The organism is Bartonella sp. AD328YNZD, assembly GCF_042196425.1.
The window spans coordinates 1-4,777 of record NZ_JBHIQG010000196.1 but is presented as its reverse complement, the minus strand read 5'-3'; the positions used below and the strand labels follow the sequence as shown (position 1 = coordinate 4,777).

Below are 4,777 nucleotides of genomic sequence, written 5' to 3'. Positions count from 1 at the left end.
CGAACATCATTGACAAAATTAGGCGTTGAAACGGTTGTACTCTCTGCGATTGCTATGCCACAAATTTGTGAAAGTTTCTCGCAACGTAAAGCAATAGCTTATATGAATCAGGGAAAAGTTGTTATTTTTGCAGGGGGTACAGGAAATCCATTTTTTACCACTGATTCTGCTGCCACTTTACGTGCAGCAGAAATTGGTGCGGATGTCCTTCTTAAAGGAACACAAGTTGATGGTATTTATTCAGCAGATCCAAAAATAGACCCTACGGCTAAGCGTTTTGACCAATTAACACATGTTGAAGTTTTGCAATGGGGATTATCTGTTATGGATTCAACGGCGGTCACTTTAGCACGTGAGAACAATGTACCGATTATTGTGTACTCCATTCATGAAAAAGGCGGTTTGGCTAAGGTTTTGAATGGAACAGGACGCTTTACAATAGTATCGGAATAAGGGTAAGCTTCAAAGAACAATTGAAGGAGACAGAAATATGAATGTTACATCAATTATGGATGATCTGAAACGTCGCATGGATGGTGCTATTACGGCTTTTAAACATGAATTAGGTGGTTTGCGGACTGGACGTGCATCGGCCAGTTTATTAGAACCGTTGACCGTTGAATCTTATGGTTCTGTTGTGCATATAAATCAAGTTGCTAATATTTCTGTTCCTGAACCTCGGATGCTTTCTGTTTCTGTATGGGATAAAACGATGGTCGGAGCTGTAGAGCGCGCTATTCGCGATTCTGGTCTTGGTTTAAATCCCATAACTGATGGTACGAATTTACGTATTCCTTTGCCTGAGTTGAATGAAGAGCGCCGTAAAGAACTTGTAAAAATTGCGCATCACTATGCAGAGCAAGCGCGTGTTGCTACACGTCATGTTCGTCGGGATGGTCTGGACAATTTGAAAAAGTTAGAAAAAGATGGTGAAATTGGACAAGATGAAGCCCATAGTTTGTCTGAGAAAGTTCAAAAACTCACAGATGAAACTATTGCTGATATTGATAAAATTTTAGCCGTAAAAGAATCTGAAATTATGCACGTTTAAGACGATTTTGTCGCTAGAAAAAGGATGTTATATTCCCAGCCTGTAAATTGTTTCTAGGGATAATTGTAGGGCGTGGTGTGCTCTGTGGTAGCAAGGTGTTATGCAGGAAGGTATTCTATCATTTTGATATGGGAGAGACTGATTTGAAAGGGCAGATGTTTTAATTTTTTAGTCTGCGTGGTAAATCATGCCCTTTGGTGGGAGACACTATTTAACAGCATGGTGCGGTTTTTTAGTTGAACACGTCTTTGTTAAAATGCATAATGAAAGCATTATTAGAAATTATTCAAATATTCTAAGATGAAGGTTGGGGAAAGAATATAATGAAAAAAACAAGCCTAACCTTTCTCTTATTTCTCATTATAAAACATGTGAGTATAATTGATCAAGCAGATGTTATGTGGCGTAATTCGTTTTTTAATGACGAATAGTTGATAGAAAAGTGTTTTTATACGAAACCTATATTAGTTAATTTGTATGGGGCAGAGGTAACTGCTTTTTTATTTTATATTTGAGAAAATATTAAAAAAATATTTTATAATTTTGACGGAGATTTTTGAAGCTGTTTTCATTGATTATTAGTTTCATAAGCGCTATCTTAGTAGACTGAATTATTTATGATAAATTATAAGAGAAATTATACAAGTATGAGATAAAAATACTGCGTAGGGGAGTTTTTCTTGCGTTAATTTTAGAGCTTGTATTTTCTATTTTTATTGTTTGGATGTTGTTTTGTCTAATTTGGTTTATCGTATTCTGACAGCTTTTGTTTTTGGCATTATTGCGTTGTATCTAACATGGTTGGGAGGAAATTTCTTTTTTTTATTTGTATGGTGTATTGGCGGTTTTGTTCTTTATGAGTGGATGAGTATTACTAAAGAGAAATGGTGTATTTTACAAAAAATATTAGCAAGTATCTTTTATTTAATCTTTGGCTTTTTTTTAGTGTTGAGTGTATCTGCTTCATTGATTTTTTGTGTTTTAATCGTTTTAGCTACAGTGTTAGCTATTATATCTATAAAAAAGAGTGGTTGGGTTTTTTGTGGTTTTTTATATGCCTCTTTTCCTGTTGTTGCTTTATGCTTTCTACGGGATCATGAACTGTTGGGGTTCCAAGTTGTTATTTTCTTATTTACGATAGTGTGGGGAACAGATATTGGTGGTTATTTTATCGGACGTGCATTAGGGGGCCCTAAATTAGCACCACAATTTTCTCCTAATAAAACATGGTCAGGAGCACTTGGTGGTACATTTGTCGGAGTTTTCGGTGGTATATGGGTTGCTTTTGGATTTTTTGATATAAATTTAGCCAGTTTTTTTGTGCCACTCCTTACACTTGTTTTGTCAATTGTTTCACAATTGAGTGATTTAGGGCAATCATGGCTCAAAAGACGGTTTTCTGTTAAAGATTCTAGTTCTTTATTGCCTGGACATGGTGGTTTTATGGATCGTATAGATGGATTGGTAGGGGCAGCTTTTCTTCTTTATTTAATTGGTTCATTTATGTCTGATATGGATGCGCCTTTTAATCTTTTTAGTATGATCTAATTGGGAGAAGATAGTTTGGAGCTTTTAAATCATATCGTCACTATGGGTGATTTTCTTTTAAGAAGTTTGAGTATTCTTTTCATCATTATGATTATCATTTTTGTGCACGAATTTGGGCACTATCTCATTGGTCGGTTGTGTGGTATTAAGGCGTTAATTTTTTCGCTTGGATTTGGACCAGAAATAGCGAGTTATACAGATAAGCATGGCACGAAGTGGCGTTTAGCACTTATCCCCTTAGGAGGTTATGTAAAATTTGTTGGGGATGAGGAAAAAATCGATACGGAATCATCCCAATCATCTCTGATTGTTGATGGTTCATTTGCTAGTGCGCATGCTTGGAAAAAAGCAGCAACTGTTTTTGCCGGTCCTTTCTTCAATGCTCTTTTTACTGTTGTTATTCTAACATTTTTTTTCTTTATCTATGGTCGTGTAGCCATTGAGCCCGTTGTTGGTTCTTTGGTAAAAGATAGCCCTGCTCTTCAATCCGGTTTGGAATTAGGTGATCGTTTTGTTGAAATGGATGGACGACGGGTTGAAAGCTTTGAAGATTTGATGAATTATGTAGCTTTTCACGGAAGAGAACCCATAGAGTTTAAAATAGAACGCATGGGGCGAGTCTTTACAACGATGATTACCCCAAAAGTCGTTGAGCGAGATGATGGATTTGGTAATCGAACACGAAGTGCTATGATAGGTGTAGGTGTTCCTGTTGATTTAAATAATCCTGCACATTTAGATCCAACTTATATAAAACATATTCGCTATGGTTTTGTAACAGCTGTAAGAAAAGCGTCAGACCGTACTGTGTTTATCGCCACTCAAACTGTTCTTTTTATGAGTCGTTTAATAGGAGGCAAAGAGGATCATTGTCGGCTAAGTGGACCTTCTAAAACCGTTAAAATTGCTTGGAAAGTGAGCGAGACAGGTTTTATCTCTTTGTTGAATTTGGCAGCTTTTCTTTCAATAAGTGTTGGGCTTATTAACCTTTTTCCGATTCTACCGCTTGACGGTGGGCATCTTTTATTGCATGTCATTGAGGTCATTACTGGGAGGAAAATATCTGCTAAAATTCAGGGAATCTTTTTTCGTTTAGGTTTTTCCATTCTTCTCCTTTTTATGATCTTTGTCTTTTTTAATGATTATTTTTGTTGGTTTAGCTAATTAAATTATGGAAAATGCTTTATAAATTAAGTAATAATAGCAAAAACAAATTGAAGGTTGTTTACCATGTCTACAAAATGTTGTGGCGTTGTACATTATAATGAGTAATTAAGGAATGAAAAGTCTCGCTGTAAAAAGGTTGTTATGGCAGTTAGCTTTTTAAGGCATCATGTCCAAAGAACGAGAGTAAGGTAAAAAAGCCAATGACTACGAATTCAAAGTTTTTAAATGCAGCATCTGTATTGGTGTTAAAGATGGGGATGATTGCCCCTGCAACGGTTTTTATGTCAATTGCTGCGGTCGGAGAAATACAAGCGTCTGTAGTCCGCTCTATTGAGGTTCGTGGGAATAAGTTTGTAAGTTCTCAGGCGATTCGAGACAATATGGGGATTAAGGTTGGGCAAGGTGTTTCCAGTGGTGATGTTGATAGTGCTGTGAAGAACCTTTTCGAATTGGGTTTATTTTATGATGTTAAAATAAATCCGGTGGGTGATAAATTGGTTGTATTCGTAAAAGAATATGAGGTTGTCAATCAAATATTGTTTCAAGGAAATAAATCTTTTAAAGACCCAGATCTTAAGCGGTTTATTTCTTTAAAACCAAATGAGCCTTTTAATTCTGCTAAGCTTTCTGCTGATATAAATACAATTCGTGAGGCTTATAAAACTCTTGGTCGTAATAATATCACTGTTAACGTTCAAACGATTAACCTTGGAAAAGGGCGGGTTAATGTGGTATTTAATGTCGTTGAAGGGAAAAAAACAAAGATTGGTGATATCACTTTTAAGGGCAATAATGTCTTTGGAAGTCGCCGTTTGCGTGATGTGATTTCAACAAAAACTTCAGGAATTTTTTCGAAGTTGTTGGGAGGTGATGTTTATAGTGAAGAGCGCCTCGCTGTTGATGAAGAAGCTTTACGTCGCTTTTATTATAACCGTGGTTATGCAGATTTTCGTGTAGTCTCTTCTAAAGCAACTTTTGATGCAGCAAGCAATACGTATAAAATTTCTTTTG

5 protein-coding genes are annotated in these 4,777 nt (G+C 36.1%); all 5 read left to right on the top strand.

Annotated features, from left to right (window positions below; genetic code table 11):
• The coding region (locus ACFIO3_RS08940) for a uridine monophosphate kinase (protein WP_375704340.1) at positions 1-453 on the top strand (453 nt) is incomplete at its 5' end.
• Positions 454-490: 37 nt separating this feature from the next.
• A complete protein-coding gene (frr, locus tag ACFIO3_RS08935; protein WP_273790667.1) occupies positions 491-1,051 on the top strand; it encodes a ribosome recycling factor in 561 nt (186 codons plus the stop codon).
• Positions 1,052-1,783: 732 nt separating this feature from the next.
• On the top strand, positions 1,784-2,599 hold the full coding sequence (locus ACFIO3_RS08930; protein WP_375607214.1) for a phosphatidate cytidylyltransferase: 816 nt from the start codon (positions 1,784-1,786) through the stop codon (positions 2,597-2,599).
• Positions 2,600-2,614: 15 nt separating this feature from the next.
• Positions 2,615-3,763 (top strand): RIP metalloprotease, encoded by a 1,149-nt coding sequence (locus ACFIO3_RS08925; RefSeq protein ID WP_375607213.1) that lies wholly within the window; start codon positions 2,615-2,617, stop codon positions 3,761-3,763.
• Between the two features lie 203 nt (positions 3,764-3,966).
• On the top strand, positions 3,967-4,777 hold an 811-nt coding region (locus ACFIO3_RS08920; protein ID WP_375704339.1), incomplete at its 3' end, for a POTRA domain-containing protein.